Below are 25,349 nucleotides of genomic sequence, written 5' to 3'. Positions count from 1 at the left end.
TATGAACACGATAACTCGAATGGAAACATCTGAACGGATGAGCAAAATTGTAATTCACAATAACACCGTTTACCTGTGCGGTCAGGTCGGGGCCGATCTGGATGGCCCTATTTCCATGACAGAACAGACCGAAACTATGCTTTCCAGGGTTGACTCCCTGCTTGAGCAGGCTGGAAGCGGACGGGAGTTGATTCTTTCCGCGACCATTTACGTCCGGGACATGAAAGATTTTGCAGAGATGAACGCGGTTTGGGACAGCTGGGTTCCTGAAGGACACGCTCCGGCGCGAGCCTGTGTAGAGGCGCGAATGGCGCGGCCTGATCTGCTGGTTGAAATTACAGTGATTGCAGCGGTGAGACAATAATAGCATGAGTGAGAACACATTTTGACGATAGAAACCTTCTTTTGAGAACCAGGGTTTGCTGTATCAAAAGAAATAATATGGCTCAACGGAGAAGAACATGGAGAGATTCTTTAAATATGTACTGCCCCTGCTTATCAGCATCGTTGCACTAATGGAATTTTACCAGGTCCTTATGCGGTATGTTTTTGAACTTCCTGTCATGGGGCTTGATGAACTGCTGATCTATCCAACCCTATGGCTCTATATCCTTGGAAGTGTCAATGCTGCCAGAGAAGATACGCAAATCAAAGCAAATGTTCTTGATGTCTTTTTGAAGACTGAAAAATCACGCCTGATCGTTCGTGTTATCGCAGACGTTATGTCTGTGACAGTTTCCTGCTGGCTCACCTACTGGGCATGGGATTATTTCAAATATGCAAAGCGAGTGTGGAAAGAAAGTCCCACGCTGTACATCCCAACCTTCTGGGCTGAGTGTTCACTGTTCATAGGACTTACACTCATGACCGTTTACAGTGGATACTATCTTCTCAAAAATGCCAGACGATTAATCTCATACGCACCTCTGCAGTCTGCAGAACCACTTCTCCAGCCTACAAAGGAGCTCTAGAATGGAAATTGTAACTGTTTCTCTTTTGGCATTGGGTGTTCTCGTTCTTATGCTCAGTTTTGGTGTTCCGCTGCCATTCTGTTTTGGCGGGGCACTGATAGCCATGTATTTCTTAGGCGACGCAGCAATGGAAGGTACCATGGTATGGGGCTATTCCCAGCTTGCTAATCCTGTACTGCTCTGTATTCCGCTATTTGTCTTTGCCGGTACTATTATGAGCGAAAGCGGTATTGCCGCAAGCCTATTGAACTTTGTCAATGTATTTGTCGGACGAATACGCGGCGGGCTTGGAGTTGTTGCATCTGTAAGCTGTGCAATCATCGGAGCAATATCAGGAAGCGGCCTCACAGGCGTCGCTGCCACCGGTCCACTACTGATCCCGGAAATGGCGGAGAAAGGATATCCACGCGGATACGCAACAGCGCTTGTGGCAAACTCTTCTGTACTTGGGTTGCTCATCCCACCCAGTGTTACCATGATTATTTATGGCTGGGTTACCGACACCTCAATTCTTGCCTGTTTTCTAGCCACTCTCGGGCCGGGTCTGCTTATCACCTTTCTCTTTTCGGTAGTTAATCTCGTAATGGCGAGAAAGTTCCCGCTAAAACTTGATCCCCCGTCGACAAAACAGGAAATTATTAAAGAAGGAATTAGCTGTACCAGAAGGGCAATTCCAGCTCTTATTATGCCGATTATCATTCTCGGCGGCATTTATGGCGGGATCATGACCCCCACAGAAGCCGCAGCTGTTGCCGTTATCTATGCGATTCCTGTTGGTTTCCTGATCTATAAAGGCTTGAGCTGGGAGACATTCCTTAAAGCGGCAAAAAGTTCTGCCACTGCAGTCGGGGCCATCATGGTTATGATCATCTTCAGCCTGATGCTCAGCCAGATATTCGTTATGGAAGACGTTCCCCAGGCCCTGGTCGAAGGAATCTTTACGATCACGGAAAATAAGGTCTTATTGCTCATCCTAATCAATTTCCTGCTGTTTTTCGTCGGTATGATCGTCAACGATATTACAGCGATCATTCTCATCGCTCCACTTTTACTCCCATTGATGGAAGCTATAGGCGTTTCACCAATCCAGTTCGCAGCAATAATGGGCGTGAACACAGCGATGGGTGGTGTTACCCCTCCATACGCATCTATTCTCTATCTCGGTATTCGAATTGGTAAAGTTGAATTTTCAGAAGTAATTAAGCCTGCGATGATTCTCATCGTTTGCGGATATGTACCGGTTGTCTTTTTAACGTCTCTTTGGCCTGATTTGTCTCTGTTTTTCCCGAGACTCTTCGGTTATTAATCACCAACACCTTATCAGGAGTATGAAATGACAAAGCGTTTTATGGTCAGTATGATCGTTCTGGTTGCCAGCGTTGCCGTTATGGCAGGAAGCGTTCAGGCCAAAACAATGAAAATTTCTCATGTCAGACCTCAGGGGACAGCTATCGATACTGATCTTCGCTGGTTTTCAGACACCTTGAAAGAAGCCTCAGGCGGGAAAATGAAAACGAAGATCTATCCTGCCAGTGCGCTCGGCGATTACACAATCGTTCAGGAGCGGGTTGGTCTCGGAGCTGTCGATATGGCATGTCAGCCACCATCATCTGCTGCGGATAAAAAATTCCAGCTCGTCTATTTCCCCTATATGGTGAAAGACTGGGTTCAGGCAAAAAAGAACTATTCTGCAGGAGCACCTCTTCGTAAAGTAGTTGGAGATCTTTATGCAAAACAGGACATTCATCTCCTGGCTGTATGGCCGGTATACTTTGGTGGAATTGCCTTTAATACTGAAGTGAAAGGATATGGTGACCCAGAAGTTGCCAAGGGTGTTAAGCTGCGGGTTCCACCAATGAAGACCTTCCAGCTTCTTGCTGATACCACCGGTTATCTTGGAACTCCAATTCCATTTTCTGATGCTTTCACGGCGGTACAGACCGGCGTTGTCGATGGTGTCATCGGTTCCGGCGCAGAAGGATACTATTCTTCCTTCAGGGATGTAACCAAATATTACCTTCCATCCAACACGCATTTCGAGGCATGGTACCTCATAATCAGCAAGAAACAATTCGACAAACTTTCTGCTGAAGAACAAAAACAACTGCAAAATGTTGCGACCCAGTTCGAAGATCGTCGCTGGAATGTTGCAGAAGCTGATCAGGCAGCAAATGAAAAACGCCTTGCTGATTACGGTGCTGAAATCTTAACAATCAGCGGCGACGAAATCGCGGCAACCGCTAAAAAAATTCAGTCCGTTGTCTGGCCACAGATTCTTGATGATGTGGGTAAGGAATGGGGTCAGACCGTTCTTAACGGTATCGTTGAATAAGGTATAAAAGCTCGTCTTCGCTGCCAGTCTTTTGTCTAGCAGCGAAGACGTAGTCAACCAACAGGAGCCCCAAATGAATAAGGGTACTATCGTCCTGCTTCTTGGTGTGTTTCTTACTATTTTCTACAGCGACACGTTGCACGCTGACACATTAAGAAGCTGGAAAGTTGGACATTTACGCCAATCCGGTTCTGCCATAGACAAGGATCTGCACCAGTTTATGGAGCAGGTAAAAATGAAAACCGGCAACACGTTTTCATTTGATGTGTATACAGGAAACAGGTTGGGAGATTATTCTGTAGTTCAGGAGCGTGTATCTTTTGGTGAAGTGCAACTCTATGTCGGACCGCTCTCCACATCTATAGACAAACGATTGATACTGGCAACAACACCGTATCTCGTTAACAGTTGGGCTGAGGCGCAACAGATTTACACCCAGGGCAGTGAACTCTTCAACACCCTTGCCGGATTTCTTAAAGAACAGAATATAAAATTACTTGGTGGATGGCCGGTCTATTTTGGAGGTATTGCCCTTACAGAAAAGCCGCCTCAACCCGGAAACCCTGATGTATCTAAGCACATGATACTTCGTGTTCCGCCTATCAAGAGTTTTGAGTTATCCGCCAGACAACTCGGCTACACACCCTATCCGATTACCTGGACCTATGCAAAAATGGGGCTGAAGACAGGGATGGTTGCCGGTATGATCGGAGGTGGAGCTGAAGGATACAGCGGGCTGAAAGACCTGGTTAAATACTATATTCCTGTAAAAGACCATTTTGAACACTGGTTCATATACATGAATCTAGATGAATGGAACAGACTTTCAGCGCGGGAACAGGAACTTTTCGTCACGACAGCTAGTGAAATTGAGCAACGTCGTTATCGCGTTGCACCAGCTCAGGAAAAAGAAAGCATTGAGCAGCTTAAAAAGCAGGGAACGCAAATAATTGAGCTCAGCGACGAAGAACTCAAAGCCATGAGAATGAAAGTTCAAAAAAATGTTTGGCCGCTACTGGAAAAAGATATCGGCGAGTCGTTTGGTCAGATAATATCCGGCGTCAAAAAACTCCAGTAACCATCCGTTATTGCAAATAGTATTGCCCCCAGGAGACTGTCCGACAATAGGGATTTTCGCTCAGATCAAGGCAAACTCGCAAAATTACCGGAGGCATATAGTTAATATCTCGGAGTCTCGTTCCTCGCTTACCGGAGGATAATTTTTCGAGTTTAACGAAGATATGGGTCGGTAAGCGTAGACTCCGAAAAGGCCATTGTCGGACAGCCTCCTAGTTTTTCTCCAGCCCATACTGCTTAACCTTACGATAAAGCGTTGCCCGTGAAATCCCCAACCTCCTTGCGGTTTCAGCCATATTCGATTGTGTTTCAGTCAATATGGCTGAAATCATTTTCTGTTCCATTTCCTGTAGTGTTCCGGGGTATGCAATCTTTTCACTAGAGGTCGATTCTGTAATTCCAAGACCTTTACCAGTAATTTTTTTGCTATCGCTGACGTGAAGTGCCCGCTGGATAGTGTTTTCGAGCTCACGAACATTGCCTGGCCAGCTATATGAAACAAGTGCGTCACATCCATCTGGAGTGAAGCTGCACTGTGGGTCGTTCTTTTTTAGAAAATAATTCGCAAGAGTCATGATATCTTCAGCTCCTCTTTCCCGCAAAGATGGAATTCGGATTTGCAGGATATTGAGGCGATAATAGAGGTCCTGCCTGAACTTATTCTGCCCTACTGCTTGAGATAAATCCACATGGGTTGAGGCAATAATTCTGGCATCCGTCTGCACCACCTTGCGAGCACCAATAGGCTGCACTTCACCTGTCTGTAAAACACGGAGCAGCTTAACCTGCATATCATGGGGCATGTCCCCTATTTCATCAAGCAGAATGGTTCCACCCGTTGCGAGTGCAAACTTGCCGAGCCGGCCACCTTTAAGAGCTCCTGTAAAGGCTCCTTCAACATATCCAAACAATTCACTCTCGAGCAATTCCCCTGGAATTGCACCACAATTGATCGGTACAAACGGTTTATCTGTTCGCTGCCCTCCATTGTGGATCGCCTGGGCAAACAATTCCTTTCCTGTCCCTGTTTCCCCTAGAAGCAGTATTGTCGAGTTTGATAGGGATGCACGTTTAGCGAGTTCAACTGCCTCAAGAAAGAGCGGTGATGTACCTATCAGAGAATCAAAAGTAAAGAAAGGTTTTGAACCTGAAATTCTATTGTAGAGTTTTCGGATATTGCTAAACTCCGCAAAATCGAGAACAGCTCCGAGAAGTTTTTTTTCGCCTGATATGACAGGTTGAGCTGAATAAAAGAAATGAATATCTCTGTTCTCATCCTGTATATGACATTCTCTGTTTTTCCAGCGATGCGGGTGCTTTTGAATGCTTTTCAGGTCGAGATCAAGATCGCCGAGGGTGGAGATGGGTTTTCCTTCGAGCTCATCGGATTGAAGGATTTCTTTACCCTGACGATTAATCTTCCTGATACGCAGGTCCTTATCAAGTGTTAGAAGACCTGTTCCTGAAGATTCGATGACACTATTGAGGAAACCGATATAGAGAGACATCTCTTTATTGCGCCGCAACAGTCTCAAGTGTCGTTCAATAGAACGGGCAGCAGAGGTTATCATGATAAGGGTGTGGGGATGAACCAGGCTCTGATCTCCAAATACAACCAGAACTCCCCGCAAAACACCCTTGTGACCAAAAATCGGTGCGGCCGAACTGATGAGGGCCTGAGCTCGCTTGCAGAAATGGTCTGTACTGTGCAGTTGAATCGAAACCTGCAGGCGGAGGCACAGGCTTGTTGCTGTAGTGCCGACATCTTTTTCTGTCCAGCGGTAACCAGGAGCAAATTGGCGGGCTGCTGATCGCAATTTGGGTTCATCGCTACCGGCAAGATGAAGTATATACCCTTCGTTATCGGCAAACCCCACAAGGAAATCGTCCGGAGACATCAGATCATAAAATTCTTTAATCGTTGCAAATACAACATCCAGAACATCTTTATTTCTACGTCTTCTCGCTTCAAGCTCAGAAGGAGACAGCTTACTATATTCCAGATCTCGAAACTCACTGTTAATACCATATGCTTCAGAGCGCTTGTGAGAATCCTCAACCACCTGTTTCATCTGTTCAGGTGTTGGAATGGTGCCTTTAGGTATTATTGTTTCCATGAATCTCCAGAATGCAGTTTTCGCTATGTCCAGATGTACAACTCTATAGCCTCATACTCAACTAGCAATCTAACAGTTTTCAGCTTACATTGGACGTTTTTTTTTACCATATTTTTCACTTCCACAAATGTAATATTACATCGGGATATCAAGATATTAATAGAACCAACCCACCTTCCACCACGGTGCTAATCAGGACACAACAATAAAGAAGTAAGGTCTTGAATAATGAGATCTGTCGATACAATAGGAAATCAATAGGTTATTACCTAATCGCACTGGTTATTGTGCTAATGAAGTCGCCTGAATATGGGGTTTCATTATTTCTGTCATTTGATGTCTACAAGGCAATACTTGATAATCTCGTTAAAAATCGTTTAAACAATATAGAAGGGTTCATTAAATCGTTCGATATTCAAGGAGCACTGCAAGAGTGAAGCGCAAGGAGTTAGGCGTACTACGTTAATCACCCACGTAATAAATAGGTGCGACACCTGCCTGTCTGTAAGTAATAAATTGTGAAAGCAATATCGTGTGAATTTATGTCTACCTCCCTCTAAACCTCGCGCTTCACCATAGATGCTGAATATCTGTATAACCAGAGCAAAGAGGTCCTCAATGAAAATAGAGCTTCCATGTGGTAAAGAAACCGTTACGCTGGATTTACCAGATACCGTACAGCTCCTGCAGACCCACACTACAAATCCTGTAACAAATAAGCGTCAGGCAGTAGAACAGGTGCTGGCCCACCCCATCGGTACGCCACCTCTTGCGGATCTGGCTAAGGGACGTAAGAACTGCTGCATTGTCATCTCAGACGTTACCCGGCCTGTGCCAAACACATTGATTCTGCCGCCCATATTAAAGACGCTGGAAGAAAATGGTATGGCAAGAGAGAATATCACCATTCTCATTGCGACTGGCATGCACAGGCCTAACCTCGGTAATGAGTTGGAAGGGATGGTCGGTAAAGAAATTATGGAGAATTATCGCATAGTCAATCATTATTGCCAGAAGCAGGAGGAGTTGCGGGAAATCGCCAGAATAGAGGGTGCGCCGATTGAGGTAAACACGCATTATCTTGACGCCGATTTAAAGATTTTGACGGGTCTTATAGAGCCGCATTTTTATGCGGGATTTTCCGGTTCCAGAAAGTCCATTCTTCCGGGTATCTCCAGTTTTGAGACCATGAAATTCATGCATTCATATAAGGTCATTGACCAGCTGCATGAGGCAAATTGTCGACTTGAGAATAATATATTTCATCAATATGCCATGGAGGTTACAGAGCTTGCCGGGGTCGACTTCATTTTGAACGTTGTGATCAATAAAGAGCGTGAACTGGCTGGTGTGTTCGCCGGACATTATGAAGAGGCACACAAAGCCGGTTGCGAAATGGTGATAGCCCATGCCGTCGAAAATATCGAGAAAAAAGTCGATCTTGTTATTACCTCAGCAGGCGGATATCCGCTGGACGCAACATTCTATCAAGTGAGTAAGTGCTTAATCAGTGCCTACGATATTCTTACCGAGGGTGGGACTATCGTTGTTCTATGTGGATGTGAGGAGGGGCTGGGGAGTGAGGAATTTTGTACCATAATGCGTTCAAACCCGACTCCGACCGACTTCCAAGTACAGCACAGTGACCCTGAAAATTTTGTCATCGACCAGTGGTGTGCCCAGAATATCTATCAGGCACTCGAGCATGCAGGAAAAATCTATATATATTCACCAGGGCTGAGCCTGGATGATGTCAGCAGGTTCAGCGGGATTAAAATAGAAGACTGCCAGACAACGATTGATGAACTTCTAAAAGACCATACCAACGTGGCAGTTATCCCCGAGGGTCCCTATGTGGTCGGCAAGATAAAACAATAATAGGCCGGCAAGAGAATACTATCCAGATGAAAAGCCATATCGTATGGTATGTTCAGTGGGTCCTTCCCGTAATACACTTGTAATATATTCGGCTAGTTATGATTCAACGAACCCGTTGGTTCATACCAGAATAAACTGTAAAGATCCAAAAACGTACCCTGCGTCCTTGCAGGGTACGTTGATTCTGAAAGTGAACATTGTTCCAAAAAACAATAAGCCTATCAGTCAACGAGTAATTGAAGATGTTTCCGGTGTCTCTTCAATTGCTGATCTGCAAATCACTCGCCTACTCTAAAAAGTAACTTCAAAGGAGTGTGATTTACTTCTATATTCACGGTAATGCTGTTGCTGACCATTCCTGCACAGCATTTTTTCACCTACTCAGGCTTATTATTCAGGCACAACCAGGCAGTAAGGGTGGAGTAGCTGCTTTGCATACTTACCGTATTTTTCGCGGGCCTCCAGGCAGATCTCCGGAATAAATGGACAATTGAATTGCGAATCGACTTCCCCTATTCGTTGTGACACTTTTGCTTCGATCAAAGGGTCGGCATAGCTGTTACAGTTATTCCCTTCGTCCCACACACCGTCCAGATACACAGATAGATCGAATTTCCTGTTGCGCTCCCAAGCCTTCACAATTTTCATATGCCTGAACGAAGCAACAACTTGAATATCGCAGGTCACATATGGACGATCAAATAGGTTGGCCACAAAACCCTGCAATGGGTCGTTGTTTTTCCCAAGTACCCTATTCCAAAATCGCAAACCATTAAAATTTGCCACAAGATCGGAAAAGGAAAAAATTCCTGTTGTGGTATACCCATATTTCCCAGCTTCCTGCTCTTTTCCCCACTGCAGGTCCTGTTCAATATTTTTACCTTCCTCGCGGGTAAGCTCAAAATATTGCCAGCCTTCCGCAAAGAAATGGCCAAGTTTATCGAGTCCGACGAGATGGCCACTGATTCTTACCACATCGCTCAATTCCTTGATATTCAGAGAAACACCTTCTACATAACTGATATCACGATAGATCGAGTCATTCAGCGACAAAGAATAACTTCGGTCAGCCAGCAACTCCCGAAGCTGTTTGTCCAGACTGTAGCCCTTCAAACCCCAAGAAGCAGTAAATGACTGGTAAATTGCCTTTCTCAGTTCCGCGTAGAGAATGTCTTCATCACAGAATTCTTCCGATGTCAAATCCTCGAAATCATCTCTTCTACCATTGGCTTTTGCTATTCCCTCCATCATTCGCTGGTTGAATATTGCGTTGATGGCCTGAAGGCTGTCATCCAGGTGAACCCTGCGCGTGGTGACACTGTCAATTTCTGCAGCATTGCAGAACTGAAGAGTGAAAATGGCAGTTGCAAGAAAAACAGTTAGTATTCTAATAATGGTAAATGACATATCAGGTAACAAAAGGGACTACTTTTTCATATAAACAACAACGGCGTCGTATCATTTTTAGAGATACGACGCCGCTTCAATTTCATTATTTAAACCTGGCACCTACAGCTCCATAATTTCCTCAACACCAAACTCAAGAACTTCACCATCAAGGGTAAGGGCTGTCCAGTTACCTTTTTCGTCCATCGCTTTTACCAGACACTCAAACTGTCTGCCATCCACAAGGTCAACTCTGCACTCACCAGCCTGGTCGAGAGTAATTACCTGACGAAGCTCACGCGATTTGATGACCTCCTGAAATTTTCTTGTGCCCTCTTCCAGCTGCAGAATGTGTGCGTGCACCTCTGGATCAATTTCAGCTATTGAGCCTTTAAGTTCCTGAACCCGGTCTTTCATCTGCTTGATCTTCCCAATAACCTTCTCCATCTCCCCTTCCTGATCTTTAGGAATTGAAACCAGGATACTTTTATGCAGCTCGATATCCTGTTCTATGAAGCGTATTTTCTGGAGAACCTGTTCCACACTTTGCGCCATAATGTCAGCCCTCGTTACTTAGCTTGGTATTTATCCGAAAACTTCGTGCATTACCTCAACAATAGGCGAACAGTATGCCAGCAAGAGAAAGAATTGGCCACCATTTTCCGGAAAAGAACCCTGCCCGACTTTTTGATGTTAGCCTTTTCACTCCTCACTCCTTCCCTTCTGTTACCGACTAATCAAAAATTATTCTAATTACCTCTGAAACTCAGCATGTGTAAATACAGCGATTTTGTGGTCTAATGCGATAGATTACATGCAGTAATGATCTATGACTGGAAATGAGATAAGTAATCGCCCTATAGAAATTTGAGGTATCCGTGTCGCAATTCTTTCGTAAAAACTGGTTTATGCTTGGCCTGATCGGTGTTGCAACCCTTGCGGTTGGTGACATCTCTGGCATCACCGTTTCTGCAGGTTTATGGCTTAAAGGGCATCATGGGCCTGATATTGTCATAATGGTGATCTTCTTTTTATCAGGGCTCGCTCTTAATACGCGCCAGATCAGAACAGGAATTTCAGACTATTCAGGTACGTTTGTAGCACTTCTGCTTATTTTCGTTTCGGCGCCACTGGTTGCCATACTTTTTTGCTATCTGCCGCTATCGAGTGAACTACTCATCGGTTTACTGCTGGTTGCTGCCATGCCGACAACACTCAGCAGCGGTGTTGTTATGACGGGTTCTTCAGGCGGCAATATGGCCCACGCACTACTCATCACCATACTTGCAAACTCCCTGGCGGTACTCACCATCCCGCTTACGCTGGCCTTCTTATTAAGTTTTACAGGAGACAACAGAATTATCGAAATTGATCAATTGCCGATAATGATCAAGATCGCAACACGGGTACTATTACCACTCATTGCCGGAATTATTCTGCGTAATAAAGCCGGAGCTCTGGTAAAGCCGATTTTACCGTACATATCAGTCTTGAATCAGACCAGTATTCTCTTTGTGGTCTGGATGGCTTCGTGCCAGGGACGTGAAGCTATTGTTGCCAGTCTTGGCTCAGTAATTCCGGTTATTCTCGTCACCTTTGTATATCACCTCATTCTGCTATTTATTGCCATTGCTGCAACCGAGGTCACTACAATCGGAAAAAGTCGTCGAGAAAGCGTTATTCTAATGGGATGCCAAAAGACTCTGCCGCTCAGCATCATCCTTCAGGTCTCGCTCTTTCCGGAATACGGTCTGGCTCTGGTTGTTTGTGTGCTGCATCACATCACTCATTTGGCAATGGATGCGTTTCTGGTACAGTATCTTAAGACAAAAAAGTAGCACGTGTATATTCGACCCGAATCGTAGCATCGTATACAATTTCAAACGTATTTTACTGGATCAGCGCGGGAATACCCTATGAATGAAATCCCCCTTTACCCCGACTCATGCAGCCTCACTCTTGACCTCAGAGAATATCTGCATGAGCGTTTGCGAAAGTTGCCTGAAGGCGTCTCTGAATTCACTTTTGCAAACCTTTACCTCTTCAGAGATAAGCACAATTACCGACTTTCGCGCCTTGTAGAGGATTTTCTTATAATTCTTGGAGAAGATTCGGGCACACCGTTTTTCATGCTACCCTTTGGTTTGCCCGATAAAGAGTACCTGACCAGATTGTTTCATGATCATCGTTATATGAAATGCGTGACCCATCCCCAAAAGATCGCCTTAGAGACTCGTGGATTTAGAACAATAGAAGACCGCGACAATTTCGATTATCTGTACGATCGCAAAGATCTCGCAGAGCTAAAGGGACGGAAATATCATAAAAAACGTAATCTGATTAAGGCCTTTATCAGCAGTCATGAATATACCGCCAAACCTTTGCTTGATGAACACATCCCTGAAGCCCTGCAAATTCTTGATAAGTGGCGAGAGCAACACAATTCATCCGCTGATTATGATTCTGCAAAGGAGGCGCTCGAACAATCATGGGAATTACAGCTGTGTGGCGGAATCTATTATGTTGATGACAAGCCCGTCGCCTATTCCCTTGGTGAAGAACTGGCAAATTCAACCAGCTTTGTTATCCATTTCGAAAAGGCGTTAATCGATTACAAAGGGCTCTATCAATTTATTAATCAGACATTTGCCGCAATACTCCCCGATATCTATATCTCTATTAATCGCGAGCAGGATCTGGGTGACAAAGGTCTCAGGCAGGCAAAGCACAGTTACAAACCTATGGCATATGTGAAAAAGTATCTGGCATTTGAGTAAAAGGCCTAAACTTCGAACATCTACCACAGTCTCCTCTTTACCTATCTTGTCTTCAAACCTAATGACCTCTTGATCTTTTCCCGCTTTTAAAGAGGATTACACACTTTTCGAATTACACAGCAAGAATCAGAGTGTATCTATCAATTCCGGGCTCTATAGTGTGTCCATACAAAACGAAAGTTGAAATACCTAATCGTCATGGAGCCGATAGTTAATGTCATTTACGCCTCACATTTCTAAGCTGAGATTTAAGGGTAATCAGGTTTCTATTTATCATCGATCAACAGGACAATACATGCAAACAGCAGGTTCATCAATGAGTTCATTCGAGTGGCTTTTACTCATTATTCTTTCCGTTTTATGGGGCGGCTCCTTCTTTTTTGTAGGCATTGCAGTAGAGGCATTGCCGCCGTTTACTATTGTCGCCATTCGCGTATCTGTTGCTGCAGTTGCCCTTATCGCGGTAGTCTACTTGTCAGGTCTGCGTTTACCCACGTCACCGACTATCTGGCTCGCATTTTTTGGCTTGGGAATCATAAATAACCTTATCCCCTTTTCTCTCATAGTCTGGGGACAAACACACATCTCCAGCGGATTAGCATCGGTTTTAAACGCCACTACGCCTATCTTTGGCGTAATTGCCGCCCATTTTCTAACGAGAGACGAAAAAGCTACACGCTTAAAACTTCTCGGCGTATCACTAGGCTTAATCGGTGTAGCCATCATGATTGGTAAAGAGTCTCTTAGTGGACTGGGAACAAACCTGTATGCCCAGTTCGCCGTCCTGGGGGCATCCATGTCATATGCGCTCGCAAGTATCTATGGACGAAGGTTTGGCAGATTAAAGATACAACCTCTGGTCATCGCTACCAGTCAGGTTACTGCATCATCCATCCTATTTATTCCAATTGCCCTGGTGGTTGATACGCCATTTTCACTTCCAATGCCGGGTCTAAACGTCTGGTTTGCTCTTGCCGGACTTGCCCTTGCTTCAACTTCGCTAGCATATATTATCTATTTTCGGATTCTCAGCACAGCAGGAGCAACCAATGTACTACTGGTAACCCTGCTCATTCCTGTAAGTGCTGTTCTGCTCGGCACACTTTTTCTTGGCGAACAGTTAGAATTGCAGCATTATCTCGGCATGGTACTTATCGGTTCAGGCCTTATTTCTATAGATGGCAGGATATTTAGACGATTTCGAAAAAAACACATCATACACCCGGCCAGTTTGTCATAACGTGCATGACTCGGTAAACCACTATGGGAAATACTACAAAAAATTACAGTACAGAAAAAGATCGCTGGCAGGCACTCCTAAACAGAGATAGCGAAAGTGTCAGCAAATTCTTTTATGCTGTAAAAACAACTGGCATATACTGCCACCCAAATTGTTCTTCACGGTTGCCAAACAGGAAGAATGTTGAGTTTTTTGACAGCCGCGAAGAAGCTGAAAAGGCAGGTTATCGAGCCTGCAAACGTTGCAAACCTCAATCGATTTCACAACAAACTGCTATCGAACAAAAAATCATCATGGCCTGCAGGTCAATTGAAGCGAGTGAAGCGCACCTTAAACTTGAAGATCTTGCAAAAGAAGCTGGCTTAAGTCCTTATCACTTTCACAGGCAGTTTAAAAAAATTGTCGGCCTCACCCCGAAACAATATTCGCTAAGCCACACATCAAAACGCTTCGAACAACGTTTAAAAACTGACGAATCTGTTACAGAAGCAATCTACTCCGCCGGATATTCTTCAAGCAGTGGCGCATATAGCAAACAGCACGACAGGTTGGCAATGAAACCAAAAGTATACAGAAAAGGGGCCGAAGGAGTCACTATTACCTATGGAATCGCTGAGTGTTTTCTTGGCTGGATTATCGTTGCGGCAACTGAAATTGGCGTATGTGCAATTGAATTCGATGATGACCCGAATGCACTCGCGCCTATGGTGCAGAATAGATTCCCGAAAGCACTCCTCCAAAAAGCCGGGCCGGACTTTACAGGACTCATTAAAGACGTTGTACAATTCATCCGGCAGCCTGATAAAGCACGACATATTCCATTAGATATTCAGGGAACAGCATTTCAGCAACAGGTGTGGAACGTCCTTCGCCAGATTAAGCCGGGCCACACTCTAAGCTATACCGAGGTCGCGGAAAAAATAGGAAAGCCGGAAGCAGTACGCGCCGTCGCCACTGCCTGTGCATCAAACAAAATCGGTGTTCTGATCCCATGTCACAGAGTAATTACCAAGGATGGCAGGATAAGTGGCTATAGATGGGGAGTGGATCGTAAGAAGCAGCTGTTAGAACGTGAAAAAAAGGCTGCAGATAAAGCGTAATTATTCCTTTTTTCACACCGTCTTTTGGGCAACTTTCATGGGTTCAAATTACGATTTAGTGCCAATTTTATCCCGTAAAAACAGTCGATTTCTATAAAATTATAATGGATTCGAATAACAAAATCGGATAGGGTTGTGGAGTGTTTAATTATTACAGGGAACTGTGATAGTACTTTTTTCAAGGTTTCCGGAATTGTGTCACTTGTAACTATCCCTAACAGAATCTTACACTGTATCAGGAGGCAGCGGCATGAACGTGCAAAAAATATATGAGTATGCTTTACAGAGGGAAAAAGAAGGCTACCAGTTCTTCAAGTCCAATGCAGAAAAATCTTCACACGCTACTGTTGCGGGTGTCTTCACGAGACTGGCAGCGGAAGAACTTAAGCATATTGAATACATTCAGGGATTGATTTCCGGTTCTGATGACCAGGTTGCAAAAACAGCCGCAGCTCTGGAGGGCGATGACTGGTTTGAAAGCCGCGCCAAAGAAGAACTCCTCGATCAATCTGTTATTGAGTCTATGATTCCTGATGTTGCTGTCCTACGGACAGCGTATCTCATAGAAAAAGATCTCTCGGAGTTTTACGAAAACGCTGCTGGAAAAGCTGAGGGGAAAGCCAAGTCAGCACTTTCTCTTCTGGCTAAATGGGAAAGAGGTCACGAATCCTTTTTCAAAGAACTTCATGATAAGATTTTTCAAGAGTATACCCAGATGCCATGGGGTGGTTGATATAAAAAATTGATTACCACGACTCCGAACAATCTCTAACACGTTTTTTTAATATTCGAGACTTGATCTGCATATTCTGTGGAACAAGTCTCGACCGTATTTGAGCACTCAATACTGTGTTACTCCAACTTCAGTATTTTCGATCTGTCCTCACGTAATTCACGTAATGGCGTCTCGCTACGCCTATATGGTAAGCAGCAAGCAGGCAAAACCTTTCAAAACTATAGCATCACTCCTCCGCCCCTCTCTCAATTTGACAGTCACACTTCCCTGACCACATAAACGAATTCTTATCCACTTCATTAATATCAATATCTTACCCTAAACGCGTTCTCTCTGGCACAGCTGTTGCTTGATTTTCTCAAATTGCACACTCAATTCGAAATCATTGGCTCCTTGCGCAGCCAGGAGGTTTGTACAGTGTCCAGATCAGGAAACGAGCAGGAAAGCCGGGCAGAACATATCCGTAAATTAGAATCTACTTTAAAGAATCATCTCGGCCATCGCATCGTTAAAGCAACTGTCCCCTTAAGCATCTCCCTCAGAGATTGGCTGTATATGCTCATTGAGGTCATCATCAGCCTGACTGTCGTTATTTTCTTTGCACTCCCTCTCCTGCTTATACTTTTTGTGGTGAAGCTATTCTCAGGCAGAGCTATTTTTATCAACCGCGAAATAACCGGTCTAAACGGTGTTCCTACGACCATAAAGTATTTCAATGTCCCCTTGCAGATTGTCAGTAGCCTGTCGCTCTATGCCTATATTCTTAACGGCAAACTGGCTCTTATCAGCACCAGCATAAAACAGCATGACGCCAGCGCCGCCCTCAATGAAAACAATTATCTCCAGCAACTGAAACCAGGAATTTTCTCCCTCTGGCAAGTCCGGAAAAACAGCAATATCGCTCATGAAGGCCAGCTCAATACCGATTGGGAATATTGCTTTACCAGAAGACCCGCCTCAGATCTCCTGTTGTTGCTACGCTCAGCCCCGGCCTATCTTTTTGCAAGCTCCATCCCCGTTGAAGCAGATCATATCAATCTTCTGGACGTAACCTTTTCCAACGTTTCAATGAAAGAAGCTGTCCAACAGATTGGTGAAGTTGCAATTGACGGTAAGACTTCAGAATCGGTATTTTTCATTAACCCTGACTGCCTTAATAAATCGCGTACAGACAGCAACTATTTAGCGCTTTTGCAGCAGGCAGACTATGTGTATCCCGACGGCATAGGCATTGCCATAGCCTGTAAAATCCTGCGAACCCCCTTGAAGGAAAACATCAACGGCACCGATATGCTGCCATTTCTTTCTGAGATGGCTTCTGAACAGAACCTCTCCTTTTTCCTGCTTGGCGGCAAACCAGGTGTCGCTGATGCTATGGCATCCAACATGAAACAGAAATTCAATGCAACCGTAGCAGGTACTCATGACGGCTATTTTGACCATGAACGTGAAAGCGGCCCGGTAATAGACGCAATTAACAGTTCAGGTGCCGATATCGTCCTTGTCGCCTTTGGTGCACCACTACAGGAGCGATGGATTTCAACGAACAAAAGCAGCCTCAATGCCGGAGTGGTGTTGGGGGTTGGCGGCCTTTTTGACTTCTACTCAGGCAACACCCGCAGGGCACCGCGTTGGCTTCGGGAAATCGGACTTGAATGGGTATATCGAATTTTGCAGGAACCCGGACGCATGTGGCAGCGCTACGTTATCGGCAACCCACTCTTTCTCGCCAGGGTGCTGTTATGGAAAATCCGGAATCATACGTAATTCAGGAGAGCATTATGGCCAGTAAAGAAGATTCCCGAATGGAGCAGGCGGACAATCTCTCGGAAACACTCAAAGACCGTCGCTACAGAAATAAATTATTGTTTTTCAGGCACACCGTCCGTTTGACCATGCTCGTCAAACGCGTGTTCGACCTCTGTTGTTCCGGGATAATGTTAATAGTGCTCTTCCCGTTGTTTGCCATCACCGCCATCGCCATCTACCTCGAAGACCCCGGACCTGTTTTCTATAACCAGATCAGGGTCGGCAAAGATGGCAGATACTTTAAATTTTACAAATTTCGCTCAATGGTCATCAATGCGGAAAAAATAAAAGAGCAACTTGCCGAACAAAATGAATCATCCGAAGGGGTTATTTTTAAGATGAAAAATGACCCGAGAATTACACGCACAGGTAGGATTATACGCAAGTTCAGTATCGATGAGTTGCCGCAACTCGTCAATGTCCTCATAGGTGACATGAGCCTTGTCGGCCCCCGGCCCGCACTGCCTGTGGAAGTAGAACAATACACATTAGAGCAGAGAAAACGACTTCATGTGATCCCCGGCATTACCTGTATCTGGCAGGTAAGCGGTCGAAGTGACATACCCTTTACCGGCCAGGTACGGCTGGATCTGCAGTATATAAAAAGCACGAGTATCTGGCAGGATATCAAGATATTGGCCAAAACCATTCCTGCAGTTCTCACGGGCAAAGGAGCATATTAGTATGAAAATAGAACAGCAAAAACATGGTGATATACAGCTCTTAAAATTCACAGGCCGCCTTGCGAGCAGTGAAGCAAAAACAACGAAAGAAGAATTATTAAACACGCTCAAAACCTCCAGCAATATTGTTATAGACTGCAGTGAGCTTGAATATGTTGACTCTACAGGTCTTGGAACGCTTGTTATCGGATTGAAAAAGGCACTCAGCCAGGACGGTGATCTGCGACTTGCTGCAATCAACGCTAAAGTCAAAATGCTACTTGAACTGACCAAAGCCGATCAGGTCTTCAAAATCTATCCTACCGTCAACACAGCAATCAGTTCGTTTGAGAAAACTTCTACTCAGTAGAAAAGGATCTGAAATGAAAGCACTCATATGTATACGCGAAAAATATTATTCCTGGGTTCAAGATGCCTTCCCCGGCAAGCATCCAGCACTGCTTCGCATTTGCAACAAGCCCTTGATAGAGTATATGCTCGATTTCGTCATCCTTAACGGCTGCACATCGGCACGTCTCATTTTTGACGAACCATCTCCTGAAATTGAGAGTTATCTCGGCACAGGGAGCCGCTGGGGTATCGAACTAAGCTTTAGCAATTCGCGAGACTCAGATTCAATCGATTCCATTCTTCTGAAAAACGATAAATTCATCCAGAACACCCCGCTACTCATGCTGGAGGGATTCTTTTTCATTCATTATGATAAAAAGCTCGATTACCGCAACTGGCAGGAAACTTCTGACTCAGGAAAGATGATAAGCTGCACTACAGGTGCCATACGTTTCGGTCGGGACAGCAAGGAAATACAGAGCATGTCCCCTTCCGCACTTGATGCTGAATTGTCACTCTCATCGCTTGAATCAGTCAAAGATATATATCAGATATGTATGGAGGTGCTGGCACAAGAACAGGATAACTATGTACTACCGGGTTACAGCGCTGACAAAGGTACGATTCTTGGTCGCAATGTAGAAATAGGTAAAGATGTAGTTATCAACCCTCCGGTAATCATTGGTGATAATGTCCGGTTACTTGGTGAAGCAGTTATCGGCCCCAGTGCGGTAATAGATAAAAATGTCATCATCGACTCCGCTACAGAGGTAAAAGAAAGCGCCGTTCTGGAAGGGAGTTACCTGGGCCGCAATCTGTATGTAGATAAAAAGATAGTCAGCGGCAGGACTATTTTCAGCGGAACAGATGCTGAAAGTATCGACATCGAAGACGCCTTCCTGTTCTCAGAGATCAGTCCCGTGATACCCTGGCAAAGAATTCGCCAGCTTATCAGCAGCATTGGGGCTGTCATCCTTTTGCTTATTTTAGGCATCCCCTACCTCATTCTTGGCATCCTTCGCAAACTGCAGGGGGACTGGAAAAAACAACAGATACGTTGTTACATCAACCATACAGGTGATACTGTTGAGGTTAACACCATCGCCTCAAACAAAGAGACACTCACCGGCAGACTCTTTTCAACGTTCTATCTCGAAAAAATCCCTCTATTGATGCTTGCTATACAAGGAAAGATGCGCCTTATCGGCAACCTGCTGTTACCGGCAACCAGTGAGAATCATCAATCACTCCAAAGCTTTCCGGAATATGCCCCCGGTGTATTCTCCTACACCGAAGCTGACAATATTGCCCCGGGTACGATTGAATCAGAAGTAGCAGAACGTTTCTATGCTGCACATCGCAGTGTTGTTCAGGATACTAAAATGCTGGCGAAAGCCCTACTCACCGGGCCGGACAACAAGACTATGCACCAATGATCCTCGGCAATATACATGAGATTTATACCACATCCCTCCCGTATATACAGAATTCGGCCGGGGGAAAGAAAATCAGGAGCACGATATGGATATCACCCACACAACCGAAAATAGTGTCACTATAATTACTCTCTCAGGCCGATTCGACGCAAGTACTGTAAAGGATTTCAAAAGTACTGTGAACAGCCTCATTATAAAGACTTCCGGAGGATTGGTCTTTGATATGGCAGCCGTCACCTTCGTAGACAGTACCGCACTCGGTAGCCTCGTCTCACTCCTGCGAGCTTTTCGGGAAAAAGATGGAGATATTAAAATTGCCGCACTTACGAATAAAATCAGATCAGTCTTCGACCTGACACGACTCAATCAGGTATTCGATATCTATGACGACCCGCAGGCTGCAGTCAGAAGCTTCAGCTCAGATTAGAAGGGAAATTTTTCATGAAACTGATGGAAATCGAACTCAAGTCTACTCTTGAGCATGCCCAGCTCGGCTCCATCGCTGCAGCTCATGTGGCCAGAACGTTTTATGGTATGGTGATGGGCACCGAACCTGATGCTGATGAAGCGTTTATCAATGAGGTAGAACTCGCAGTCGGTGAAGCCTGTACTAATGCCGTACGCCACAGCCCTAACCCCGATGACGGAGAGTCTGATTTCACATTATGCTTCAGACTCACAAAAGATCAGCTCATCATAGAAATAAAGGATCACAACCCTCCATTTGCTTTCGACGAAGTACCGACCCCTGATTTCGATTCATTACCTGAAGGTGGATATGGAATACACCTGATGAAATCGACCATGGATAATGTCAACTACTCCCATGAGGATGGCTGGAACATTATCACCATGAAAAAACACCTTCAGAAAGAAACGTTAGCAATTTGAACCCTACAATCATTTATATACGTTATATAGCACGTACTCGACCTGTCACTGCCCATCACACTTGAGTGTAAACAACGTTATTTCAGGTTTCGTGTTGAAACGAAGAGGAATCCCTGAAGTTCCTGCACCGTTGCTGGTATAGCCGGTAACAGAACCATGCTGCCAGAAGCCTCCACGTCCCAGATGTTTTCCTACGTTTAGATGTTTTACTATCGGTCTTCCGCCTGGCAGAGAGATCTGGCCGCCATGGGTATGACCGGCAAGATACAAATCGTATCCGTATTCCGCTGCGACATCATACAGTTCAGGCGAGTGAACAAGCGCAATTCGAAACCCTGACGGCGCCGTCTCCATAGCATCCCTAGCCATCTCCGTATAGTAATAATGGACATCATCCACTCCGGTGATATGCAAAGTCTCTCCATTGCGGACAAAGCTCACCGTCTCATTTGCTAATACCCGCACTCCCATCTCTTCCAGCGGATTAACCATAAAGACCGTGTCATGATTACCAAGAACCGCCAGCACTCCTTCACGTGCTTTCGTCGCACGCACTACGTTCTCCATTGCTGGTAATACCTGGCGAAATTTCCCATGAATTGCATTACGATAATCCCCTGTGAAAGCAAGAACATCCACTTCTTGTTCACGTAGCAGCTCAATGATTCTGTCGTCGACAGACGGCATCGAATCGAAATGCGGATCGGTAATCTGGAGAATTGTAAAGCCTTCAAAGGCTGTCGGCAGATTTTTAAGCGGAACATCATGGCATCGTAATTCAAGGGCTCTGGCATTGGCAATACCGCGATCATAGAGCGATGTAACCTTCAGTCCCAAAGCAAAAACCTTTAAAAGCGTCTCAAAACTTCTCCAGTGATGCCGTCGCCTACCACCGTTAAGCTTTTGCTTATAGTTATCCGCTTCCATAGAGCAGCGTACCGTCGCCCAGATACTCCGCCTGTCCAGCCCCAATGTACGCATCGGTCTATTATACTCGTTTGTAATTTGCATGGATAAATCCTATCCTCCTGAAGATGTTATTTCAACATCCATAGATCCGGCACGCACCTTTAATCACAGAATCTAAAAAGCCTGAGAAAATACCTTAAGAATTTCTGGACGCAGCTGCCCTCCCCCATATAATGGAAAGAGTATACACTCTGTTCAGGATCTATAACTCTTTTGTATTCTAGCTCTGTACACTTGCACTAACACTAGCAACTTCAATCGTTGTAGCATGGACATCAGAATGACACTCGAATGAAAATTCTCTCCTCACAGTTTTCTATTTCAAAAGCGCTTGTCGCCTACTCCATCGCTGCAGCAGTTATCCTGACGATAGTAGTAAGCACCGGTGTCTATTTTCAGGTCGACAGGTCAGTCGGCAAAATCCAGGAGAGCATGATTGAGCAGGACATACAGGAAATCCGTCAGGCTATTCATTCCTTCCTTAACTATCGGCTGACTGCGCTTTCAGATATGTCTAAGCGTCCTGACATAACCCATGGATTACTTACACCAGCAACCTCTCAGGCACAGCTTGCACGTTACATGAAGGATCTCTCGCTGCTGGGAAGCACAGTCCAGATAACTCTGCTTGATGTTCACGGCGAAATACTCCATTCATCTCTCGCCCAGCCCCTGTTCAGTTATACACATGAAATATGGCTTACTGAACTCATGACAGGCAGGCAAAACAGATATCTGGGGCTCAGCACCAACGATAGGCACTGGTATTGGCGGATCGCTGTACCGGTCTACGTTCAATCTCAGCCGCTCGGTGCTCTGGTTGCTGAGATACAACTCACTGAACTCGCCGATTTTCATTATATTCAAAACGACCTGAATTATTACCAGATAGAACTTATTCACCAAGGAGCGGTGATCGGCTCCTTTGGCCCCAGCCTCACAGGTCAGATAAATATGCTGGCTATGCCTGATCTCAATATAGATATCGCCTACAGATGGAATCGCGATCTGCTCGACTGGGCCCGCAACAGAATAATCATCCGACTCATTGTCGGAATCATGGGTACCGCAATACTCTTTCTACTGCTTTCTATTGCACTGGCCAAAAGACTGTATATCCGTCCTCTTCAGCAACTGAGAGAACATGTACATGAATTCTATACAAGCAGCAGCCACAAACCCCTGCCAACAAACCAGCAGCTTGATGAAATTTCTGCACTGGCAAAAGATACCGACTGGCTGATCAATCAATTACATTCAAGGGAAAAGGCACTGCTGGAAACCAGGGATACACTCGAATTACGCATTCAGGAAAGAACACAGGAACTACACAGCAGTCGAGAAGAGCTTCGAAAACTCAATGAGACACTTGAAGCCGAGATTCATGTGCGGACAAACGAGCTTGAAAAAACACAATCCCAGCTCGTCATGCAGGAGAAAATGGCTTCAGTAGGACAACTCGCTGCGGGAATTGCCCATGAATTAAACAACCCCATCAACTTTGTACGTACTAATTTTGCTACGCTCACTGATGATTTTGAAGATCTGCTCAAAATGCTCAAACACTATTCCGAATTCATACAACTGGCGGAGGCTGAACCATCGCTGCATGAGTCATTGGCCCTTGTGCGCAATAATGAAAAAAATTTGCATATCTCTTATCTGCAGAAAGACATTCCCGTACTATTCAAAGAGTCTGAGCGTGGTTTTGACCGGATAGCCAAAATCATCCAGTCGATGCGTGATTTCTCGCGCTCAGACCAGGCTGGTGATTTTGCCTGGGCCAATATCAATAAAGGGATTGAGGACACGCTTACAATCGCTCAGAACGAATATAAATATCACGCAGATGTAACCACAGACCTCGGAATTATCGACGAGATATACTGCTCACTTGAACAACTGAACCAGGTCTTTCTTAACCTCATCATCAACAGCGCCCATGCAATCGCCTCTGCCAAACACGAGGCCAAGGGAATCATAAGCATTAAAACATGGCAGCACGATAAAACCGTCTTCTGCGAGATCCGGGATAACGGCCCGGGCATAGCACCGGAACATCGTAACCGGATTTTCGAGCCGTTCTACACCACCAAAGCCCCAGGCCAGGGGACCGGTCTTGGCCTGAGCATCTCTTACGATATCGTCGTTCACAAACATCACGGGACATTACAACTCGACTGCCCCGAAGAAGGAGGTTCTGTCTTTACCCTATCGCTACCCGTTGGATCTCAGGAGGACTCCGCACATGATGACCATTGATCAGCTTTCAATCCTCTTTGTCGATGATGAACCCGACATTTTGAGTGCTCTCCGCCGCTTCCTCAAAAAAGAACCCTACCGTACTGTATTCGTCCATAGCGCAAAAGAGGCACTTGAAACGCTGAAAACAGAGGATATCCACATCATGATCACTGACCTTCGAATGCCGGATATGACAGGTCTTGAGTTAATACGTCAGGCGAAAGAGCTTTATCCCAAAACCCTTCGACTGATCCTGAGTGCCACAAGAGACGTTGAACAGACCATAGCAAGTATCAACACGGGTGAAGTTTTCCGTTTTATTTCAAAGCCGCTGGAGCCTGTACTATTCAAAAAAATCATCCTTGATGCCGCACAGTATTATTTGCTGAAAAGCCAGCAAAAAGAGCTTATTGTCGAGCTTTCAAACTCAAACAATTACCTTGAGTCCACCCTGAAAGAGTTGAAAGAATTAAGCACTGAGAAAGAACGACTGGAAAAAGATGCTCTGGCAAGTCATCTGCTTATCGAAACTCAACTCCTGCAATCCGATGTTCCTCAACAGATACGTGGAGCAGAGATAACAACCCTCTGTCTTCCTTCAGGTCAATTGGATGGCGATTTTTATGATTTTGTCACCTACGACAGCAGCAGGTTCGACCTCATTCTCGGTGACGTTATGGGGAAAGGAGTTCAATCTATTCTTATCGGGGCGGGTATCAAAACGCTGATTCTCAAAACATTGGTCCAATACAACTCTGCCGGAGCCAGCCAGGCTAACTCTTCAAATCATACGGTTACTGATAAGACTTTACTCGAAGCAACACTTGACCGAATTCATGATCTCATAATCCAAAAGCTCCTTGACCTCAATGTGTTCGTGACACTTTGCTACGCTAAATTTGACCTCAAAAACAGTACACTAACCTTTTGCGACTGCGGCCACAGCAAGACAATTCATTACTGTGCACATTCTGGCAGCTATTCATTCCTTGAAGGGAAGAGCATGCCGCTCGGGCTTATCGAACAGGCAAATTACCAGGCAACGACAGTCCCCCTTAGCCCCGGTGACCAGCTTATATTTTATTGCAACGGTATTACCCAGGCCGAAAATTATGCAGGTAATAACTACGGACCTCAGCGACTGGCCGAATTTGTCTGCCACAACCAACATGTACCAAACTCGCTATTCCTTGAAAGGTTAAAACAAGATGTTATGAAATTTACAGGATGCACCACCTTAAAGGATATTTTCTCCTGTATCTCGGTACGAATTCAGAATTAACCCACCTGATTACCACCGAAACTCAGCCAGCCTCTTATGTATATCAAATCAAATTTGCTACATTTCGAATCCACCTGCAGCTTCTACAGTT

The 25,349-nt window shown here is 45.1% G+C and carries 23 protein-coding genes; 19 read left to right on the top strand and 4 right to left on the bottom strand.

What is annotated here, in order from left to right:
- Position 1: 1 nt before the first annotated feature.
- From FCL46_RS07275 to dctP (FCL46_RS07255), 5 genes are all read left to right on the top strand, one after another.
- Positions 2-364, top strand: a complete 363-nt coding sequence (locus tag FCL46_RS07275; protein ID WP_136806970.1) for a RidA family protein — start codon at positions 2-4, stop codon at positions 362-364.
- Positions 365-461: 97 nt separating this feature from the next.
- Positions 462-971: a TRAP transporter small permease gene (locus FCL46_RS07270; RefSeq protein ID WP_136806969.1), complete on the top strand. Its 510-nt coding sequence runs from the start codon at positions 462-464 to the stop codon at positions 969-971.
- Between the two features lies 1 nt (position 972).
- Complete coding sequence (locus FCL46_RS07265; RefSeq protein WP_217909578.1) at positions 973-2,277, top strand: TRAP transporter large permease; 1,305 nt, start codon at positions 973-975, stop codon at positions 2,275-2,277.
- 27 nt (positions 2,278-2,304) lie between these two features.
- Positions 2,305-3,303, top strand: a complete 999-nt coding sequence (gene dctP / locus FCL46_RS07260; RefSeq protein WP_136806968.1) for a TRAP transporter substrate-binding protein DctP — start codon at positions 2,305-2,307, stop codon at positions 3,301-3,303.
- A 73-nt stretch (positions 3,304-3,376) separates the two neighbouring features.
- A complete protein-coding gene (dctP, locus tag FCL46_RS07255; RefSeq protein ID WP_136806967.1) occupies positions 3,377-4,381 on the top strand; it encodes a TRAP transporter substrate-binding protein DctP in 1,005 nt (334 codons plus the stop codon).
- Positions 4,382-4,592: 211 nt separating this feature from the next.
- Here dctP (FCL46_RS07255) and FCL46_RS07250 read toward each other — a convergent pair whose 3' ends face one another.
- Positions 4,593-6,497 (bottom strand): sigma-54-dependent Fis family transcriptional regulator, encoded by a 1,905-nt coding sequence (locus tag FCL46_RS07250; RefSeq protein ID WP_136806966.1) that lies wholly within the window; start codon positions 6,495-6,497, stop codon positions 4,593-4,595.
- 618 nt (positions 6,498-7,115) lie between these two features.
- On the opposite strand from FCL46_RS07250, the gene FCL46_RS07245 reads away from it, so the two are divergent.
- Positions 7,116-8,375 carry a nickel-dependent lactate racemase family protein gene (locus tag FCL46_RS07245; protein ID WP_167505847.1) on the top strand — a complete coding sequence of 420 codons (1,260 nt, stop codon included), beginning with the start codon at positions 7,116-7,118 and terminating at the stop codon, positions 8,373-8,375.
- Between the two features lie 390 nt (positions 8,376-8,765).
- Here the strand turns inward: FCL46_RS07245 and FCL46_RS07240 are convergent, their stop codons facing one another.
- Both FCL46_RS07240 and FCL46_RS07235 read right to left on the bottom strand, forming a co-directional pair.
- Entirely contained in the window at positions 8,766-9,782 is a 1,017-nt protein-coding gene (locus tag FCL46_RS07240; protein ID WP_136806964.1) for a hypothetical protein, read from the bottom strand.
- Between the two features lie 102 nt (positions 9,783-9,884).
- Entirely contained in the window at positions 9,885-10,316 is a 432-nt protein-coding gene (locus FCL46_RS07235) for a hypothetical protein (protein ID WP_136806963.1), read from the bottom strand.
- Between the two features lie 323 nt (positions 10,317-10,639).
- Here FCL46_RS07235 and FCL46_RS07230 point away from each other — a divergent pair, with 323 nt between their 5' ends.
- The 11 genes from FCL46_RS07230 to FCL46_RS07180 all read left to right on the top strand — a co-directional run bounded on the left by FCL46_RS07230 (position 10,640) and on the right by FCL46_RS07180 (position 20,763).
- Positions 10,640-11,599 carry a bile acid:sodium symporter gene (locus tag FCL46_RS07230; protein ID WP_136806962.1) on the top strand — a complete coding sequence of 320 codons (960 nt, stop codon included), beginning with the start codon at positions 10,640-10,642 and terminating at the stop codon, positions 11,597-11,599.
- Positions 11,600-11,677: 78 nt separating this feature from the next.
- On the top strand, positions 11,678-12,538 hold the full coding sequence (locus FCL46_RS07225; protein ID WP_136806961.1) for a DUF2156 domain-containing protein: 861 nt from the start codon (positions 11,678-11,680) through the stop codon (positions 12,536-12,538).
- 316 nt (positions 12,539-12,854) lie between these two features.
- The gene (locus tag FCL46_RS07220; protein WP_136806960.1) at positions 12,855-13,778 is read left to right on the top strand and encodes a DMT family transporter; all 924 of its coding nucleotides are present in this window, start codon (positions 12,855-12,857) and stop codon (positions 13,776-13,778) included.
- A gap of 23 nt (positions 13,779-13,801) precedes the next feature.
- Positions 13,802-14,878, top strand: coding sequence for a bifunctional DNA-binding transcriptional regulator/O6-methylguanine-DNA methyltransferase Ada (ada, locus tag FCL46_RS07215; RefSeq protein WP_136806959.1), 1,077 nt, complete (start codon positions 13,802-13,804; stop codon positions 14,876-14,878).
- A 250-nt stretch (positions 14,879-15,128) separates the two neighbouring features.
- The gene (locus FCL46_RS07210) at positions 15,129-15,611 is read left to right on the top strand and encodes a ferritin-like domain-containing protein (RefSeq protein ID WP_136806958.1); all 483 of its coding nucleotides are present in this window, start codon (positions 15,129-15,131) and stop codon (positions 15,609-15,611) included.
- A 420-nt stretch (positions 15,612-16,031) separates the two neighbouring features.
- The gene (locus FCL46_RS07205) at positions 16,032-17,381 is read left to right on the top strand and encodes a WecB/TagA/CpsF family glycosyltransferase (protein ID WP_136806957.1); all 1,350 of its coding nucleotides are present in this window, start codon (positions 16,032-16,034) and stop codon (positions 17,379-17,381) included.
- 14 nt (positions 17,382-17,395) lie between these two features.
- A complete protein-coding gene (locus FCL46_RS07200; protein WP_136806956.1) occupies positions 17,396-18,106 on the top strand; it encodes a sugar transferase in 711 nt (236 codons plus the stop codon).
- A gap of 1 nt (position 18,107) precedes the next feature.
- Positions 18,108-18,455: an STAS domain-containing protein gene (locus FCL46_RS07195; protein WP_136806955.1), complete on the top strand. Its 348-nt coding sequence runs from the start codon at positions 18,108-18,110 to the stop codon at positions 18,453-18,455.
- A 13-nt stretch (positions 18,456-18,468) separates the two neighbouring features.
- Positions 18,469-19,872, top strand: a complete 1,404-nt coding sequence (locus FCL46_RS07190; RefSeq protein WP_136806954.1) for a glycosyltransferase — start codon at positions 18,469-18,471, stop codon at positions 19,870-19,872.
- Between the two features lie 85 nt (positions 19,873-19,957).
- Complete coding sequence (locus FCL46_RS07185) at positions 19,958-20,299, top strand: STAS domain-containing protein (protein WP_136806953.1); 342 nt, start codon at positions 19,958-19,960, stop codon at positions 20,297-20,299.
- Between the two features lie 14 nt (positions 20,300-20,313).
- Entirely contained in the window at positions 20,314-20,763 is a 450-nt protein-coding gene (locus FCL46_RS07180; RefSeq protein ID WP_136806952.1) for an ATP-binding protein, read from the top strand.
- Between the two features lie 45 nt (positions 20,764-20,808).
- On the opposite strand, the gene FCL46_RS07175 is transcribed toward FCL46_RS07180, so the two are convergent.
- Complete coding sequence (locus FCL46_RS07175) at positions 20,809-21,774, bottom strand: metallophosphoesterase (RefSeq protein ID WP_136806951.1); 966 nt, start codon at positions 21,772-21,774, stop codon at positions 20,809-20,811.
- A gap of 249 nt (positions 21,775-22,023) precedes the next feature.
- Here FCL46_RS07175 and FCL46_RS07170 point away from each other — a divergent pair, with 249 nt between their 5' ends.
- A complete protein-coding gene (locus tag FCL46_RS07170; protein WP_136806950.1) occupies positions 22,024-23,994 on the top strand; it encodes a sensor histidine kinase in 1,971 nt (656 codons plus the stop codon).
- Positions 23,981-25,258, top strand: coding sequence for a SpoIIE family protein phosphatase (locus FCL46_RS07165; RefSeq protein WP_136806949.1), 1,278 nt, complete (start codon positions 23,981-23,983; stop codon positions 25,256-25,258). The genes FCL46_RS07170 and FCL46_RS07165 overlap by 14 nt, the downstream gene beginning before the upstream one ends.
- Positions 25,259-25,349 lie beyond the last annotated feature (91 nt).

Origin of the sequence: Desulfosediminicola flagellatus (assembly GCF_005116655.2) — a bacterium.
Lineage (GTDB): Bacteria > Desulfobacterota > Desulfobulbia > Desulfobulbales > Desulfocapsaceae > Desulfopila > Desulfopila flagellata.
The sequence above is the reverse complement of the archived record's forward strand: the minus strand, read 5'-3'. Positions and strand labels throughout refer to the sequence as shown.

Coding starts and splice junctions, on each gene's coding strand:
- FCL46_RS07235 (WP_136806963.1), bottom strand. CDS start 10,316: ATGGCGCAAAGTGTGGAACAGGTTCTCCAGAAAATACGCTTCATAGAA.
- FCL46_RS07185 (WP_136806953.1), top strand. CDS start 19,958: ATGGATATCACCCACACAACCGAAAATAGTGTCACTATAATTACTCTC.
- FCL46_RS07210 (WP_136806958.1), top strand. CDS start 15,129: ATGAACGTGCAAAAAATATATGAGTATGCTTTACAGAGGGAAAAAGAA.
- FCL46_RS07180 (WP_136806952.1), top strand. CDS start 20,314: ATGAAACTGATGGAAATCGAACTCAAGTCTACTCTTGAGCATGCCCAG.
- ada (WP_136806959.1), top strand. CDS start 13,802: ATGGGAAATACTACAAAAAATTACAGTACAGAAAAAGATCGCTGGCAG.
- FCL46_RS07220 (WP_136806960.1), top strand. CDS start 12,855: ATGAGTTCATTCGAGTGGCTTTTACTCATTATTCTTTCCGTTTTATGG.
- FCL46_RS07250 (WP_136806966.1), bottom strand. CDS start 6,497: ATGGAAACAATAATACCTAAAGGCACCATTCCAACACCTGAACAGATG.
- FCL46_RS07225 (WP_136806961.1), top strand. CDS start 11,678: ATGAATGAAATCCCCCTTTACCCCGACTCATGCAGCCTCACTCTTGAC.
- FCL46_RS07165 (WP_136806949.1), top strand. CDS start 23,981: ATGATGACCATTGATCAGCTTTCAATCCTCTTTGTCGATGATGAACCC.
- FCL46_RS07265 (WP_217909578.1), top strand. CDS start 973: ATGGAAATTGTAACTGTTTCTCTTTTGGCATTGGGTGTTCTCGTTCTT.
- FCL46_RS07240 (WP_136806964.1), bottom strand. CDS start 9,782: ATGTCATTTACCATTATTAGAATACTAACTGTTTTTCTTGCAACTGCC.
- FCL46_RS07200 (WP_136806956.1), top strand. CDS start 17,396: ATGGCCAGTAAAGAAGATTCCCGAATGGAGCAGGCGGACAATCTCTCG.
- FCL46_RS07275 (WP_136806970.1), top strand. CDS start 2: ATGAACACGATAACTCGAATGGAAACATCTGAACGGATGAGCAAAATT.
- FCL46_RS07190 (WP_136806954.1), top strand. CDS start 18,469: ATGAAAGCACTCATATGTATACGCGAAAAATATTATTCCTGGGTTCAA.
- FCL46_RS07170 (WP_136806950.1), top strand. CDS start 22,024: ATGAAAATTCTCTCCTCACAGTTTTCTATTTCAAAAGCGCTTGTCGCC.
- FCL46_RS07245 (WP_167505847.1), top strand. CDS start 7,116: ATGAAAATAGAGCTTCCATGTGGTAAAGAAACCGTTACGCTGGATTTA.
- FCL46_RS07195 (WP_136806955.1), top strand. CDS start 18,108: ATGAAAATAGAACAGCAAAAACATGGTGATATACAGCTCTTAAAATTC.
- dctP (WP_136806967.1), top strand. CDS start 3,377: ATGAATAAGGGTACTATCGTCCTGCTTCTTGGTGTGTTTCTTACTATT.
- FCL46_RS07175 (WP_136806951.1), bottom strand. CDS start 21,774: ATGCAAATTACAAACGAGTATAATAGACCGATGCGTACATTGGGGCTG.
- FCL46_RS07270 (WP_136806969.1), top strand. CDS start 462: ATGGAGAGATTCTTTAAATATGTACTGCCCCTGCTTATCAGCATCGTT.
- dctP (WP_136806968.1), top strand. CDS start 2,305: ATGACAAAGCGTTTTATGGTCAGTATGATCGTTCTGGTTGCCAGCGTT.